This window comes from Pantoea agglomerans, from assembly GCF_020149765.1.
GTDB classification, from domain to species: Bacteria; Pseudomonadota; Gammaproteobacteria; order Enterobacterales; family Enterobacteriaceae; genus Pantoea; species Pantoea alvi.
The window spans coordinates 472,685-488,554 of record NZ_CP083808.1; the positions used below are offsets into that span (position 1 = coordinate 472,685).

Below are 15,870 nucleotides of genomic sequence, written 5' to 3' on the forward strand. Positions count from 1 at the left end.
CCTTAACCTGCAGCAAACCAGCCTGTTTCTCTCGCAACCACGCTATATAAAAATCATGTTTTAATTCGGCTCTAATAGTGGCTTCTCCAGAAAAAGCTCCACCGCGGCTGAGAGGATATCCCAGCCGAGGCAACGAGCTTTCACTCATAAGTAAATACGCCAGCCGGAAAGGAAAAAAGACGGCAGTAGCCCCTTCTCTTCCTGGTATTTTGCCTGCTCGCTGTTAGTGAGTGGACGGTGAGGTAAAATCCAGAGCTGCGGTAAAAGCTGTTGCGCTACACATTCCGCACCTGTTGCTAACCTCTGTCAGTTTGCCTGCCCCAGCGGCAGAAAGTTTTCGGCAAAGAGGTCAGGCTTATAGCCGGCGGCGGCAAACAGATACTCGCGAGATTCATCAACGGCTGCCCGCAGACGCTTGCTGTTTACGCCTACGACCTTGCCGTCCTGCTTGACGATGCGTCCGCCGATCATAACGGTATGGATGTTGCTGCGCTCTGCCGCATGAACCACCGTGCCAAAGGCATTGCCGGATGGATAGAGGTTAAGATCTGCGGCGTTGATCAGAATCAGGTCCGCCTGTTTGCCCGGCGTCAGGCTGCCCACTTTGTGTTGCAGTCCAGCACAGGCAGCACCATCCACGGTCGCTGCTTTAAGGAGCTGCGCCGCCGGTAGCGTTTTCAGCGCTTGTGCGGAGCCGCAGCAGTGCTGGTGATGCATCCCCATCGCCCGCTGCAAATAAAATGCCACGCGCATTTCCATGAACATGTCAGTGCTGTAGGACGTTTCATTATCTACGCTCAGGCCAGGGTTAATACCGTGACGCTGCGCAGCCTCGATGGCAAACATCCCGTTTTCAATGCCATAGTGGGCATCTGAACGCGGGCAGACGTTGACGCGAACACCCGCTTCCCGCAGGATTTTCCATCCCTCGTCAGGCAGTGCCGTGCAGTGGTTAAAAATATTGTCCGGCCCCAGCAGACCTTGCTGGTGCAGCGCCTCAAGCTCAGACGCCATTCCATCACCAAAGAATTCAGTGACAATCGGCAGTCCCAGCCGACGTGCCTCAGCCCATAGCGCCGGTTCAAGCTGGGCCATCACCGCCAGAGAAACAAGCCCCTCCGCGTTGTTGCTGAAATACTTCTCCTGCAGACGCTGCCAGTTGCCCGGCCAGTGGCCCCGGTCCCAGTCGCCCGATACCGGTGGCCCCGAGGCGTGGAGAGCGCGAATGCCTGCATCAAGCAGAGCCTCGACGGCAGCATCAGAATGCGCCGCAGTGCGACTGTTATGGGAATTATCAATGATTGTTGTGATACCCGCATCGATAGCGCCGAGTGCTGTCAGCAGGTTACCGATATAGATATCGCCAGGACGGTAGTATCTGGCAAAAGAGAAGTGGGTGGCGTTGCTGTAGTCGTCCAGACAGGTCGCATTAGGGTTGATGCGGCGCAGTTGACCCTCCCAGGAATGGCGGTGAGAATCCACCATCCCTGGCATCGCTATCATATTGCTGGCATCAATAACACGGGCACCGCGATCGTCCAGATTCTCTCCCACGGCGCTAAGGGTGGATCCGCTGATAAGAATATCTCCGCGTTCAATATTGCCGATATTTTCATCCATGCTGAGTATCGTTGCATTGCGGATCAGCGTCAGAGGCGGGCTGACAGAGGGGTGATTAACAATATTTCTCTGATAGTGGGTCATGAAAACGGTCTCTTTTCGGTTTAAAAGCAGGACGATATGACATTCAATTAGCCGTAAAAAGTGGCCTAATACGTTTTCATAATTCAAAATATACGAACAATTGGCGCTGACTTCAGGCAGGAAGAAAAAGGTGGATCGTATTCAGGCAATGCAGGTCTTTGTTCGGGTGGCTGAAGCCGGAAGCTTTGTGCGCGCGGCAGAAACACTGTCGTTACCCTCTTCAACGGTAACCAGCACGGTTAAAAATCTGGAAAAATACCTGCAGGTGCGCCTGCTTAACCGGACGACAAGGCGGGTGAGCCTTACGCCCGAAGGCGCACACTATCTTTCACAGTGCCGTGAAATTCTGGCATTAATTGAACAGAGTGAATTCAGCCTGACGGATTCAGTTAAACGACCTCAGGGACGTCTGCGCATTGATATGCCCGCCGGGATTGCTCACTTCATCGTTATGCCCCACCTGAAAGATTTTTACCGCCTTTATCCCGATATTTATCTGGCAATCGGAGTAAGCGATCGTCAGGTCGATCTCATTCAGGAGGGCGTGGACTGTGTCATCAGAACCGGGGCATTAACAGACTCAACGCTGGTTGCCCGTCCTCTGGGTGCCTTTCGCTGGGTGACCTGCGCCTCCCCTGCCTATCTCAGAGACTATGGCGTGCCCAAAACGCCTGCTGAGTTATCAGAGCATCGGGCAATCCACTATTTTTCCGGCGCGACCCGACGTTCAAATGAACTGCGTTTTGCCCAGGGTGATGAGATGCTCTCCGTTGCGGTGGATGGTCATGCGGCCGTTAACGAAACCGGACTCTATATTAAAATGTGCCTTGAGGGTTTTGGGCTGGCACAGCTTGCTGAAAATGTGGTTTCTGAGCATCTTCAGGAGGGGCGGCTGGTCGAGGTGATGGCAGACTGGCAGCCCCCTTCGGTACCCGTCACATTACTCTATCCACATCAGCGTTTTCTTTCGCCCGCTGTGCGCGCGTTTGCTGACTGGATTGCCGGGGTTATCAAAGTTTGAGCATGCTGTTTTAGGTGTCTGCTGATCAAAGCAGCCCGCCATTTGTGGCTGCATAGTAAAACAGACTCAATATGAGACATTGCCCGTTTAGGGGGATGGGGGAGCGGTTTCATTTTTTTACTACAGATAATCCCGGACAGGTCTGGATCACGCCTGCCCTGTGAGTTTATAGGCCTGCTGCTGCAAATATAATTGATTGCGACATGTAATAAAAATGTGCAACAGTCATCCCGCCAACTCACAGACAGCCATTTATATACTGGGATGTAAGCAATATGAAAAAGACTATTTACGCCTGCTTGCTTTGGTTTTCTCTGCCAGTGGCGTTCACCTCTTATGCATCGCAACCTTCGCTGTCTGAAGTGCAGGTTAAAGAGATTGTCGACAAAAACATTCGCCCACTGATGGAAAAAGAGAGCATCCCAGGTATGGCAGTGGGAATTATTTACAATGGCCAGGCGCAGACCTATAGCTACGGTCTTGCAGACACAAAAGCGCAGGTTCCTGTTAGCGAAAGAACGCTATTCGAGTTGGGCTCTGTCAGTAAAACCTTCACCGGCCTGGCCGCCGGATATGCTCTGACGGAAGGCCTGATTGATCTGCGAGATTCGGTGCGCAAATACTGGCCTGAACTGCCGGCCGCTAGCTGGGATAACATCCAGATGCTTAACCTCGCCACCTATACCGCAGGCGGCTTGCCTCTTCAGCTACCCGGCTCGGTCAGCGACGAAAACGCGCTGAAAATTTATTATCAGACGTGGAAACCTCAGAGCCCGCCCGGAACAGTCAGGCAGTATTCCAATGCCAGTATCGGTTTATTCGGCCATCTTATGGTCAAAAAGAGCGGGCTGACGCTTGAACAGTTTTTGACCAGAAACATCCTTAAGCCCCTGCGTCTGCAGCACACCTGGATTAACGTTCCTGAGTCTGCGCAAAAAGATTATGCATGGGGATACAGGAACGGGGAGCCTGTAAGGGTTTCGCCAGCGATGCTGGATGCTGAGGCCTATGGCGTAAAGTCAACGGTAAAGGACATGGTAACTTACATGATGGCCAATATGCATCCGGAAAAGTTAGCCGGTATGCCTGTGCTGACCCAGGCCATAGCGAAGGCCCAGGCGCGTTATTTTCTGACCGACGGCATGTATCAGGGGCTTGGATTTGAAATGTACAACTGGCCAGCAGATCCTCAAAATATTATCGCCGGAAGTCATAATACGGTTGCCCTCAAGCCGCATGACACGCAGGAAATTAATCCTCCTCAACCAATGTTATCTTCTTCCTGGGTACATAAAACTGGCTCTACCAATGGCTTTGGCGCTTATATCGCCTTTATACCGAGCAAAGATGTTGGGATCGTCATGCTGGCTAATAAAAGCTATCCCAATCCAGCCCGCGTAGAGACCGCCTTTAAGATTATCAATAGCTTAATTAAATAAAACACATTATGGTTAGCCAAACCCTGTTTGTTAAAAAATTCTGCGTAGAGCTTTGCCTGCTCTCTGTTAAATAAAATTTTCTTTCAAAGGGAATTTTTTAAGTGCAGTAAAAAAACTAACGTCCGCTTTTCGCTCTAAGCGGACGTTGTCCTGCGTGACTGTCTGCTTTGTGCCCGTTGCGGAGATGCATGATTTCCTCTTCGGTCACCTGAAGTCAGGTCAGTTATCCTCTTTTAGAAACTATTTTTCTGGCTACCACGTTCGATATTATTACTGCTGCAGCAACTGTTAACGAAATGGACCAGGAAGGATGTAAAGCGTAGAAATGACTTTTCGAAATGAGTTTAACAACTGCAGCGGTAATCGCGACGCACAAAAACAAGGTCAGTATCTTCTCTTGAATTACTGATTTCATAATCAGGCCCTCATGCTTGCACAAATAGTAATAACAAAAAGTGTTTATAAAAAGAGCATCGAGTTGAAAAATGGCTTCTTTTCGCAAAAAACGCATTCAAAATGTAAATGAAAGATACTTAAGGACAATGTTTTGCAGGGTGCTTTTAACGGCGCCTTATTGCTCAATGACAGCGTCGCCTGCCACCCCGCCCCTGCATAGCAGGAGACTATCGGGGTATTTTTGTCGTGATAATGCCGACAGAGGTATCGGTGGCTACAGCTTCTCGCCGTTGAACGAAACGTACGGGTGCATGTATTGGCCTCTCTGGCTTTACAGGGAAAACCCATGCCATTCGCCATACTCAACAGAGCAGGTTTACGTTCTGCCGGGTAACGATTTGCTGACCCACTATTCGCTGTGAACCTGGCTGCAACGGCTGGATGAATGATTAGACGTTTTTAGCGCTTTCGCCGCCATAACAATATCAGGAGCTGTGATTGCATGGATGACGGACGTCACGCTTAACCTGAGGACGGGAAGGAGTGGCCAGTGTCTGAATGCCGTTCAGCTGCGGGCTGATCAGCTCGTTTCTCACGGCGATACTGGTTTACATTGAGGCATCGACATATTGCTCAGGCGACCTGTTACAGATTACCGCCTGATAAGGTCACTGCCTTGACATCAGTGAAAGAAAAAACCCGCTTTCGCGGGTTCAGTTATGTATCATTATTTTTGCGCCATTCATCAACCATCTCCTTCGAAACCTCTTTCTTATAGCAAATAGGGGCATAGCCACCCTGCTTACTCCACGCGCTTCTTCTGCCACAACTACTACCGTTGCGCGCTGAGTTAAAAGGACAGGCACACACACCCGGGTAGGATGCAATCGAATCTTCGATGATGAGCTGGCGAATGTGATCGTCGGACTGACGTGTGGATTTAGCGTCAGAAGCGTCAATCCAGAGTAAACTCACGGCCATAACCAGTGAAACAGCAATGGTACGAATATCCATAACACCCTCCTGATGATAAGAAGGTTAAATTAATTCATCGCAGCATTACTCAATCGCGCGAAAAAGAATCAATAAGTGTTCTTAATTCGAACAGCTGAAGGTGGGGATGAGGTATTTTCCTCTGGCGTGGAATAATCACGGCGGCCTCTGTCGGGTAATGCACATGACCTGAATTGCGCCCGGAACATTTGTCATGCCGACAACAGCCTTCAGAATTCTAAGATTTGGCGAAGCTCAAAGCGTTCATTGAGGTTCAGGTAGCCAGACCCGGCGTCCTCGCCACAATAAACGCCACCTTGATTTCCATGTCCGCTGTACGAATAAAAGAGTCCATGCGCTGCGTATTTTGATTACTTACTCTTACGCCCCCGGGTTGTGCAGCGCCTGACAGCAACCCCAGCAAAACACTCAACATCTCATGCAACTATGCGAATCACTTTTGTCACGGAAAAATATCTGGTTCGCCCTCGTTGTAAACATAAGTAAGAAGAGGTTCATACCAACCAGTTTCCACTAGTGTTGATATAGATAGCTCACTTATGTCTGGAAGATCGCTGTTCTTTATCTCTATGCCGCCTGTCTGACTGTGAGGAGTAAAGGATGCCTGTAAAAAATCTGCTGCCAAAACAACCATATCCGTCTCGTAACTCTGCCATTGCTTCAGGCATACTGGTGCTGTCGCTGCTATTCTGCAGTTCTGCCCTGACGGCAGGAACACCGATGTTCAATTCTCTGCCCCCTGAAACCGCCAGCCTTGAACAGTATCAGTGGCATAATCGCCCCGTTATTGTCTTTGCCCCATCTGAAAAAGATGCTGACTATATCAGGCAAATGGCCATACTGGAGAAAAGCAAAGCTGACTTAGCGGATCGCGATATCATCGTGTTGAGCGATACCACGCCTGCTGCCGGTGGCCAGCTCCGTTCGCAATTTAAACCCGACGGTTTTGAAGTGGTACTGGTGGGTAAAGATGGAGGGGTAAAAGTTCGTCAAACAACCCCGCTGTCTTCAGAAGAATTGCTCTCTACTATAGACAGGATGCCAATGCGTAAGGCTGATCTGCGTTAGTATTTTATATTACGCGGCAAGAGTATTGAACGCTGTTTATCAGACACAGGTTAATTATCATTTAATAAACCCATTAGCATCACGCCTTTTTATAGAAAGAGTAATGGCTAAATAACACACTAATCAGCTTGTATGGATTTTACTAAGTCACAAAATGGTAAGTATTGATGTCTGACTCTTAAAAATAAAACTCAGATTACGTCACAGAGTGGCAATCTGATCGTGCAGCAACATAATAATAAAAGCCCCTGAGGAGAACCTCAGGGGCTTTGTTATCATCCGGAAGGATTAAAGCGCCATATCGTGCTGACTTTCAGCGGCTGCTTTTGGCTTCTGCGGTTGAGCCTGAGGAGAAGCCTGAGCGTCCTTCATCTGGATCACTGGCGGTTTTACCAGCTGCAGCGTTGCCGCCGTTTCATCCCAAACCTGCTGGGTTAGCGCAACGTTGCCGTTCAGTTTCTGTCCATAGCTAGGCACGATACCACGGATCTTGCTCTGCCACTCCGCCGACTTGAATTGCTCAGGGAACAACTCTTTCATCACGTTGATAGAGATAGGCGCTGCAGTAGATGCGCCCGGAGAAGCACCCAGCAGCGCAGCCAGGGTTTTCTGTTTATCGGTAACGATTTCAGTTCCCAGCTTAAGTACGCCGCCTTTTTCAGCATCCTTTTTGATGATCTGTACGCGCTGACCTGCCTGAATAAGTTTCCAGTCCTCTTTACGTGCGGACGGATAATACTCTTTCAGCGCCTCAAATCGATCTTCGTCACTTAACATCACCTGACCAATCAGGTATTTCACCAGGTCAAAGTTATCAAGGCCTACGTCAGTCATAGGACCCACGTTTTTGGTCGTAGTAGTACTTAAGAGATCGAGGAAAGATCCGTTTTTAAGGAACTTGGTCGAGAAGGTAGCAAAGGGTCCAAACAGTACGACACGTTTACCATCCAGGAAACGCGCATCCAGATGGGGAACCGACATCGGTGGCGCACCCACTGAAGCCTGCCCATAAACTTTCTCTGCGTGTTGACGGGCAATCTCCTGATTTTCAGTTACCAGGAACGAGCCGCCGACAGGGAAACCTGCATAATTCTCAGCTTCCGGGATCCCGGTTTCCTGCAACAGTTTCAGGGCCCCACCGCCTGCGCCGATAAAGACATATTTAGCATCTACAGCGTGTTCTTTACCGCTTTTCACGTCGGTGATCGTAACGTGCCAGGAGTTATCGCTGTTACGCTTAAAGCCCGTAACTTCAGATGAGGTTTCCAGCTTGAAGTTATCGTCTTTTTTCAGGCTGCCAATCAGCTGGCGTGTAATTTCGCCATAGTTCACATCGGTGCCGACCGGCGTCCAGGTTGCAGCAACTTTCTGCTGCGGATCGCGCCCGGCAATAATCAGAGGAGCCCATTGCTTGATCTGATTCTGATCGGTAGAGAACTTCATCCCCTGGAACAATGTGGTTTGCTGCAGAGCATTATAACGTTTGGTCAGGTATTCAACGTTCTTGTCACCCCATACAAAGCTCATATGTGGCGTAGAGTTGATAAAAGAGTGTGGGTCGTTTAATACGCCACGCTTCACCTGTGATGACCAAAACTGGCGCGAAATCATAAAGGCTTCATTGATTTCAAGCGCTTTAGAAACATCAATCGAACCGTCTGGACGTTCCGGCGTGTAGTTCAGCTCCATATTGGCTGAGTGACCCGTACCGGCGTTGTTCCAGCCATTGGATGATTCGAGCGCAACACCATCCAGCTTTTCGACCATGAGTTGTTTCCAGTCAGGCTGGAGCTCTTGCAGTAACGTGCCCATTGAGGCACTCATGATACCGCCGCCAATCAGAAGTACGTCTGTTTTTTCGTTAGTCTCTTCAGCGTGTGCGACTGAACCCACTAACAGTGCGATAAGAGATAACGCAGGGAAAATCTTGTTTTGTTGCAGCATTATAATTAGTACTATTGAGGATTAATGAGTGAACCAAGATTTTAACTTACTCACATTAACTTTTAAACACTCTTATAAACTACAGGAACAAAAATTTGACAATCTTTAATTTTAAAACTAAATAAATCAGTTTTTAATTAAAAAAACCGACTTTATATTACCCAATATTGCTATCTGCTGCTGCAGCAAAAAAACCAGCCTGTCCGGAATCCAGAAAAAACAACAAGCTGGGTTAGCACTACGATTTCCTTAGCAAAGAAAAGATAATTTAAATTAACACCCATACTAAAAATTATTATTTCATTGCAACTGACACTTTACGTCTGCATTATGTTGGGAACGGGCTTCTTTTATTAAGTCAGTAATAATATAGCTAAAATATAGCGCCCTGAATAAAGTTTTATTTAAAATAAATGACTATGTGCAATCAACTGCCTGCTACCATATTAAATTCAGACTTATAACGAGCTAGTCAATAAACTAACCAAAGCTGCTTAAGCAATAAACTAAATGGCCAGGCATAACGATCTGTTTCCTGCGCTAACCTTGCCTGGCCTCGCCAGTCGCCCGCTGCCCTCCCTGAACCTTTCAGATATCGCATAATGCATATCAGCAACCAGAGTGAAGTTCCGCCGCCTGCAGACCGGTGGGTGCAAATTCCTCGAGCGCCGGACATGACTCGCCGTGCCGCTCCCTGACGGTACGCTCAAGCACGACACTGGAATGTTTGCGGATAACCCATGTGCTCTGTTGTGAGAGGTCTCTGGCCGTTGTGATGCGCATGGCATTCAGCTTTTTACTGATACGCCGTCCGACGCCTCATCCATCCTCAACAGGCACGAGCGCCATCAGTTTTTACTGCCGGTCGGTATTCGACATTTCGATAACGCCACCGGTCTGCTTCCACTTCCTGGTGGCGTAATTTGTCAGCCTGGCAAGGATCTTGTTCTGAGCGATGCCCACGCCGGCCAGGTTTAGCAAAGCTTTATCAAGTTTCGACCTTAGGAGAGTCATTTCAACTTCTGTAGCAGTCGCCGTCTTTAATGATTTCGCCCTTAATCAGTCTCGAATAAATCTCTGCGCTCAGCTTGGGAGTCCTTTCTTGATTAGCATAGTCAACATAAATCAGCCCAAACCTTGTTCTGTAGCCACTCATCCACTCCAGGTTATCGTGACTGGACCATACGTAATAACCTTTGACTTTAGAACCCTGCTCCAGAGCCTTTGCTACTGCACCAATATGGTCGCGAATATAAAGGCATCGGTTAGAGTCATTAACCTGCCCGTTTACTTTGATGTCTTCATCCTTGAAAGCGGCACCATTTTCAGTGATAAGCACGTCCGGATTGCCATAGTTTAGCCGTAATTCGGCTAACAAACGCTCAAGCTGATCGGGCCTGACCGGGCCGGTGAAGGCAATTTTCTGGTCGTCAGGATTGTAGAATTCTGGCGCATAATCTGAATCGCCGTTGAGGTCATGTCGGATATACAAAGGTGCATAGTAGTTAACCCCAATAAATCCAAAGTTCGCCTGGTGTATTGTCTTTGCATCCTCCGGAAGAATATCTGCATCGATTTTATTCAAGGCAAGAAACGACAGCACCTGCTCAGGATATTTTCCTTTGTAGATTGAGTCCAGAAACCAGCGGTTCATAATGCCATCGGTCATTTCTGCATCGTTGATATCTGCGGCGATGGCATTCTTTTCAGTGAGAATCGGGAAAAGCGGAACTGCAATGCCAAGCGCCCCCTCATACCCCGATTTTCTAAAAATATTCTGGGCCGCAGCGCTGGCCAGCAAGATATGATTTAGCGATTTCAGCGCATTGCCTAAATTTTCTTTTTTCGGAATGAGCGGAGGATAGGTGCCCACATCTTTTCCGGCTAGCTTTTCCGCCGCAAGCGTGTTCTGTGCAACTTCCACTGTAGGTTCATTAACCAGGACAAACTGATCGGCCAGGTCATGAAAATTGTCAAAAATGACTTTTGCATAATCTGCGTACCATCCGATCGCGTCTCTGTTCAGCCAGCCGCCTCTGGCCGCCAGCGTTAACGGCATATCCCAGTGGTAAAGCGTGATCAGCGGTTTAATGCCCGCCGCTTTCAGGTCGCAGATGAACTGTCGGTAATGCTGGATGCCTTTCTCATTTATCTTGCCTGTGCCGTCAGGCAGGATACGGGTCCAGGATATTGAAAATCGGTAACTCGTCAGCCCCAGCTTTTTGAATAAAGCGATGTCTTTGAGGTACTGGTTTCTGTCATAAAAGTTGATAGCCGTGTTTCCATTGACGTCTGGTCCAGCAATTTTTTTATCGCTCAGGTAGTAATCCCACACCGATTTCCCTTTTCCATCCGCCTCCACGGCACCTTCAATCTGATAAGCTGCTGATGAAGCTCCCCACTGAAAATCCGGAGGAAATGGCGTTGCGCTTATCGCTGAAGAAGAGGCAACCAAACTACAAAGCGCAGCAAATATTTTCATTTTTATGTCTTCTCCGGTTGAATTTTACTCCAATGTTTTTTAGCCACTGATACAGTCCGCCTGTGACAGAAATGAACGGTCATGCCTGCCTGATTAAAGCAAAATTCTCAAAGCGGATCGCCAGAATCATGCCAGCAACTATACTGAACAGTACAGTTCAAAATAGTGTCTTTGGCAATCTTTCTTTTGAACATTCTCTGGAGAAATGGCATGAAAACCACCCCCATGATTTTGCTTATGTACACACTGCTAACCGGAGCTTCATGCAGTCATGCAACAGAAGTGACAAATTCGGGTCACTGGTCCAGGGGCGCCGATGCCCCTTCTCCACGTTCTGAAGTTGCAGTCGCTTCGGTGGGATCGAAAGCTTATGTAATTGGCGACTACAATGGTGCAACCCAACTTCTGATTTATGAAATGGCTTCTGATAAGTGGTCGACCGGTGCTGATTTCCCTCACGCTGTCCACCATGCTGCTGCCATTGCCTGGGAAGGAAAAGTGTATGTTTTTGGAGGATATATAAATGGATGGACGGCTACGCGTGAGGTCTGGATTTACGATCCGGCTTCAGACAAATGGCGTCGGGGACCTGATATGCCGCATGAACGCGCCGCCGGAGGTGCTGTAGTTGTTAATGGCACGGTCCATCTTATCGGAGGAAGTGTTTCAGGCAGGAAAAATACCGCACTGCACGACGTCTGGAACATGGCGGAGCACACATGGTCTGTCGCCGCCCCCCTGCCCGTCAGGCGGGATCATCTTGCAGTAGACTCGATAAACGGAAAAATTATTGTCGCAGGCGGTCGTAAAGACGGTAGCCCATCTGACAATATCGGTCCTGTTGAAATATACGATCCGGCTTTGGATAAATGGTCTGGCGCACAGGAAATGCCTGTTGAGCGTAGCGGCATGGCACATGCTGTTATCGAAAATCATCTCTTTCTGTTTGGTGGTGAAGGGTCGTCTCAGGCATATAGTGACAGTGAAAAATATAATTTTTTCCGTAATAGCTGGAAAAAATTATCCCCCCTCCCTACGCCACGGCACGGTTTTGGCGCAACTGTTTACCAGAACAAAATTTACACCCTGACTGGCAGCCCTGAGCCCGGTGGGGATCGCTCCGTTGTTGTTGAAATTTATACGCCCGCTTTTGAGGAGATCAAATGAAAACACAGCAGATATTGCAGCTGACTGATGCATCCGCTATCAGTCAGGCCTGTAAAACCCGTGCGACAGAGCTGAATGTTGCTGTCAGCATCGTTGTCCTGGATGGGCATGGTCATCTGATACTGAGTGAACGCCTGGACGGAGCACAGTTTCAGACACCTGACGTAGCAAAGGGAAAAGCGCTTACTGCAGTTATGATGAGGCAACCCAGCCGAACTATTGAGGATGCTGCGCTTGCCAGATTAACCCTGTGCAGTTTTCGGGATGGCCGGTTGCCGATTCAGGGAGGGCTACCACTTTTTATTCATGAGGAGTGTGTGGGAAGCGTGGGTGTCTCCGGTGGAAGTCCGGACCAGGATGAGATGATTGCCCAGGCTGGCATTGAATACTTTATGCGTAAAATCCAGCAATCCTGATAAGCAGGACCATGAGACAATTTTCTCATGGTCCTGTCTGTCATCAGTGGTGCAGTTCTTTTACAATTTTCTTCCGACTTAAGCCTGGCTGGAATGTTTTACTCTCTGAGATCGCAGAAAGCGTATTTTTATAAATAACGCCATCCTTCATAACCAATGTAATCTTTTCAGGATCCTGCAATACCCGAATATCGGATAAGGGATTTCCCTCAATCAAAAGGATATCTGCAAGATATCCTTCTTTAATTCTGCCCAGCTCATGCTCCTGCATCATTAACTCACCCCCCATCCGTGTTGCTGAAACTAGTGCTTCCATATTTGTCATGCCCAGATAAGTCGTGAAATATTCCAGGTCGTGTGCATTGGTACCATGTGGCATCCAGGCAAAACCATAGTCGCCTCCAGGGAGTATACGAATACCCCGCTTATGCATTTTACTCAGTGTTTCAACCGCGACCTCCAGCTCTCGCTTATATCCCATCAGCTCTGCTTTTTCAGGAGTAATACCATATTCGGATGCGTTAAAGTTGGTGCGAATCAGCCAGGCCAGACCAGGCGCTACAAAATGCTTATCTTTATTTGCCTCCAGCATATCGAGTGCTTCATCATCCGCAAAACTTGCGTGATAGACCATTTCTATACCATAGCGGACACACTGCTTAACTGACTCACTCGAGCGGGCATGAGCAGCAACTCGTTTGCCGAACCGCTTAGCCTCACTGACCAGCATCGCGACTTCTTCTTCTGCAAACGGAGAAGTTTCAGCAGGAATGCCCGCAATATATTCACCTGAAAGATTAATTTTCAGATGATCCACCCCATATTTTATAAAGGTCCTGACAGAGCGGCGAATTTCTTCAGGCCCGCAGCAGATACTGCCAAAATTAAGTTCAGCAAAAGGCAGATGAGGGAGCGTATTATCGCCCAGTGTCCCTATCGTCGTGACTTCCTGACTGCCTGCCAGGTAGCGTGGCCCGGGAAATTGCCCTGAATTAATCGCATTCCTCAAAACCACATCGAGCCTGGGTTTTGCTGCAGCAGCACCAATGCAGGACGTCCAGCCCATGTCGAGGTAGCGTTTCGCAACGCTGACACACCAGAGAATATGTTCTTCAGGCGGCATCATCTGAATAGCGGACAGTGTAGGCTGGTCATTCCAGGAAAAATGCGTGTGCGCTTCCGTCATGCCGGGCATCAGAAAAGCTCCTTCACCATCAATAATTTCTGTATCTTTCAGATTTCTGTCAAACTCATGATGGAAGACTTTTTTTATCCTTTTTCCTTCGATCAGTACATGACCATGAAAAGGGGTTTCTCCACTTCCATCGAATACAATGACATTGGTAAAAAGCGTGTTAGGTTGCATTTTTATCTCCTGTCGTCGAGCTTGTAGGGTAGAGTTTTGTTTTACTTTTTTGTTTTCTAAGGCTGCAACGCTACGGGCTGATTTTTAAATCCTGATAAAAGTGCATCAGTCTGTCTGCGCACTCTTCTGGTTTTTCAAATGTGGTCCAGTGCCCACAGTCTGTGAGAACGGTTTCGCGGCAATTGCTCAGGTCTTTGGCAAACTCGTGCATTTTTTCAGGCGAACCTACGGCATCCTCATTACCCGTAATGAGCATTACTGGCGCTGTGATCTTTCTGATGTCTGCCGGCTGCGCTTCTGCCAGAGCACCACAACTCGCACCATATCCTTCAGGGGTCTGCCGCATGACACATTCTCTGACCAGTGCAACCACTGCCGGATTTGAGGCATGCGTTTCGGCACTGAGAGCACCGGTAACGATGGTATCGGCGATTTTCTGCATGGCACTCAGGCCGCCTGATATCGCTGCCCGGCTTCGTTCTTGAATTGCGGCTCTGCCTGTATCCGGCGGTGAGAGCAACGGACCAAACAACGCAAGGCTTTTAACCAACCCCGGATACTGCGCTGTGAGATGCATAGCGATAATGGTACCCATGGAATGGGCGACCAGATGAACCTGGCTGACAGAAAGATCATCCAGAAGCTGCTTCATCTTCTCCACATAGAAGGCGATGCTGAGAACTCCATCCGGTAAGGGAGAACGACCACTACCGGGTAAGTCGGGACGAATGACCCTGAAGCCGGATAGTGCCCCCATTACCGGAGTCCAGATATTGGATGTCCCGCCCAGGCCATGAATGCAAAGCAGCGCCTCTCCTTCCCCTGAAATCTCCACCGCCATCTCTTTGTGCAATTCGGTCATTGGTCCACCTCATTCTCCAGAGTTCCGACTCCGCTGATCTCAATACAGACACTGTCGCCTGCCTGAAGGAATTTTGGCGGTGTAAATCCAATTCCTACACCTGCAGGCGTGCCGGTTGCAATGACATCGCCCGGTTTAAGTTCAATACCGGCTGAAAGTGTTTCTACAAGCGTGGGAATGTCGAAAATCAGTTGTGAAACAGAGGCATGCTGTCTTAATTCACCATTTACCCAGCAGCGGAGAGTTGTCCGGGAAAGATCCATCTCGTCTGCAGTCGTTATCCACGGTCCCATCGGGCAGAATCCATCCAGAGATTTACCAATAAACCACTGGCGATGATTTTTTTGAAGGTCTCTGGCGGTCATATCATTAATTACCGTGTAGCCCCACACGTGCTCAGAGGCATTCTGTCGGGTGATATTTTTGCCACCTTTTCCGATGATTACACCCAGCTCAGCTTCATAGTCCAGTTGACTGGTTACGTTCTTATGCCGGGGGATTTTTTGTTTATGACCGATGACTGTTTCTGGCGTTTTAGTAAAAACAACCGGAAATTCTGGGGCGATTTCACCTTCTTTTGCACTGTGATCAAAACCGGATTTGCTGAACTCTGCGGCATGATCGTGATAGTTCTTTCCGACACAGAAAATGTTTCTCTCAGGAGTGATCGGCGGCAGAATATTCACTGCACTTAATGGGAATCCTTCACCTGATATATCAAACGATTGCACTTTCTCTTCCCAGTTCCTGATAAGGTGCTGCATGTTGCATGGCTGAGTCTGAAGAGGATCTGTTACAGGCCAGTATGTTTCTGTTTCAGCATTAATAATGGCGATAAAAGGTTTACCGCCTGGTTTAGCGAGAGTTGCGACTTTCATCTATTGGTCCTCTTTTGGTTCTTTATTGGTATTTAATAAAAGTACAATGTATTCCATGCTGAACAGGAATGAACTCTTTTTTTGCCGATAATTGATACAGTTCAAACTTTTAT

General features: G+C 48.4%; 12 protein-coding genes and 1 pseudogene. 5 read left to right on the top strand and 8 right to left on the bottom strand.

All coding sequences use genetic code 11. From position 1 onward, the window contains the following. Window positions 1-306 precede the first annotated feature (306 nt). Window positions 307-1,704: an amidohydrolase family protein gene (locus LB453_RS02170; RefSeq protein WP_103797711.1), complete on the bottom strand. Its 1,398-nt coding sequence runs from the start codon at window positions 1,702-1,704 to the stop codon at window positions 307-309. A gap of 130 nt (window positions 1,705-1,834) precedes the next feature. On the opposite strand from LB453_RS02170, the gene LB453_RS02175 reads away from it, so the two are divergent. Continuing rightward, window positions 1,835-2,725: a LysR family transcriptional regulator gene (locus tag LB453_RS02175; RefSeq protein WP_103797710.1), complete on the top strand. Its 891-nt coding sequence runs from the start codon at window positions 1,835-1,837 to the stop codon at window positions 2,723-2,725. 275 nt (window positions 2,726-3,000) lie between these two features. After that, window positions 3,001-4,164: a class C beta-lactamase gene (ampC, locus tag LB453_RS02180; RefSeq protein ID WP_103797709.1), complete on the top strand. Its 1,164-nt coding sequence runs from the start codon at window positions 3,001-3,003 to the stop codon at window positions 4,162-4,164. 1,113 nt (window positions 4,165-5,277) lie between these two features. Here ampC and LB453_RS02185 read toward each other — a convergent pair. Then, a complete protein-coding gene (locus tag LB453_RS02185) occupies window positions 5,278-5,574 on the bottom strand; it encodes a hypothetical protein (RefSeq protein ID WP_103797708.1) in 297 nt (98 codons plus the stop codon). 600 nt (window positions 5,575-6,174) lie between these two features. Here LB453_RS02185 and LB453_RS02190 point away from each other — a divergent pair. Continuing rightward, window positions 6,175-6,642 (top strand): DUF4174 domain-containing protein, encoded by a 468-nt coding sequence (locus LB453_RS02190; RefSeq protein ID WP_103797707.1) that lies wholly within the window; start codon window positions 6,175-6,177, stop codon window positions 6,640-6,642. 288 nt (window positions 6,643-6,930) lie between these two features. On the opposite strand, the gene mqo is transcribed toward LB453_RS02190, so the two are convergent. From mqo to LB453_RS02205, 3 genes and pseudogenes are all read right to left on the bottom strand, one after another. Continuing rightward, entirely contained in the window at window positions 6,931-8,586 is a 1,656-nt protein-coding gene (gene mqo / locus LB453_RS02195) for a malate dehydrogenase (quinone) (protein WP_103796926.1), read from the bottom strand. Between the two features lie 636 nt (window positions 8,587-9,222). Further along, window positions 9,223-9,552: pseudogene (locus tag LB453_RS02200) on the bottom strand (DNA polymerase V subunit UmuC); the annotation flags it as partial. A 49-nt stretch (window positions 9,553-9,601) separates the two neighbouring features. Further along, window positions 9,602-11,068: a glycoside hydrolase family 1 protein gene (locus LB453_RS02205; RefSeq protein ID WP_103796927.1), complete on the bottom strand. Its 1,467-nt coding sequence runs from the start codon at window positions 11,066-11,068 to the stop codon at window positions 9,602-9,604. A 210-nt stretch (window positions 11,069-11,278) separates the two neighbouring features. Between LB453_RS02205 and LB453_RS02210 the strand changes: the two genes are divergently transcribed. After that, window positions 11,279-12,235 carry a Kelch repeat-containing protein gene (locus LB453_RS02210; RefSeq protein ID WP_103796928.1) on the top strand — a complete coding sequence of 319 codons (957 nt, stop codon included), beginning with the start codon at window positions 11,279-11,281 and terminating at the stop codon, window positions 12,233-12,235. Then, the gene (locus tag LB453_RS02215; protein ID WP_103796929.1) at window positions 12,232-12,651 is read left to right on the top strand and encodes a GlcG/HbpS family heme-binding protein; all 420 of its coding nucleotides are present in this window, start codon (window positions 12,232-12,234) and stop codon (window positions 12,649-12,651) included. Before LB453_RS02210 ends, LB453_RS02215 begins: the two co-directional genes overlap by 4 nt. 43 nt (window positions 12,652-12,694) lie before the next feature. On the opposite strand, the gene LB453_RS02220 is transcribed toward LB453_RS02215, so the two are convergent. The 3 genes from LB453_RS02220 to LB453_RS02230 all read right to left on the bottom strand — a co-directional run bounded on the left by LB453_RS02220 (window position 12,695) and on the right by LB453_RS02230 (window position 15,757). Continuing rightward, window positions 12,695-14,017 (bottom strand): metal-dependent hydrolase family protein, encoded by a 1,323-nt coding sequence (locus LB453_RS02220; protein WP_103796930.1) that lies wholly within the window; start codon window positions 14,015-14,017, stop codon window positions 12,695-12,697. Between the two features lie 70 nt (window positions 14,018-14,087). Beyond that, entirely contained in the window at window positions 14,088-14,879 is a 792-nt protein-coding gene (locus LB453_RS02225; protein WP_103796931.1) for an alpha/beta fold hydrolase, read from the bottom strand. Further along, a complete protein-coding gene (locus LB453_RS02230) occupies window positions 14,876-15,757 on the bottom strand; it encodes a fumarylacetoacetate hydrolase family protein (RefSeq protein WP_224481397.1) in 882 nt (293 codons plus the stop codon). The genes LB453_RS02225 and LB453_RS02230 overlap by 4 nt, the downstream gene beginning before the upstream one ends. Between the last annotated feature and the right edge of the window lie 113 nt (window positions 15,758-15,870).